1 rRNA gene is annotated in these 270 nt (G+C 57.8%); it reads left to right on the plus strand.

The features are described 5' to 3' along the window. A 23S ribosomal RNA gene (locus RF641_RS17660) occupies window positions 1-270 on the plus strand; the annotation flags it as partial.

Below are 270 nucleotides of genomic sequence, written 5' to 3' on the forward strand. Positions count from 1 at the left end.
GTCCGCCCGTACCCTAAACCGACACAGGTGATCAGGTAGAGAATACTAAGGCGATCGAGAGAATCATGGTTAAGGAACTCGGCAAAATGCCCCCGTAACTTCGGAAGAAGGGGGGCCTGCCCCGTGAACCACCCTTGCGGTGGGGAGGCGGGTGTGGGCCGCAGAGACCAGGGGGAAGCGACTGTTTACTAAAAACACAGGTCCGTGCGAAGTCGCAAGACGATGTATACGGACTGACTCCTGCCCGGTGCTGGAAGGTTAAGAGGACCG

Source organism: Arthrobacter sp. 'calajunan' (assembly GCF_046940185.1).
Taxonomy (GTDB): Bacteria; Actinomycetota; Actinomycetes; order Actinomycetales; family Micrococcaceae; genus Glutamicibacter; species Glutamicibacter soli.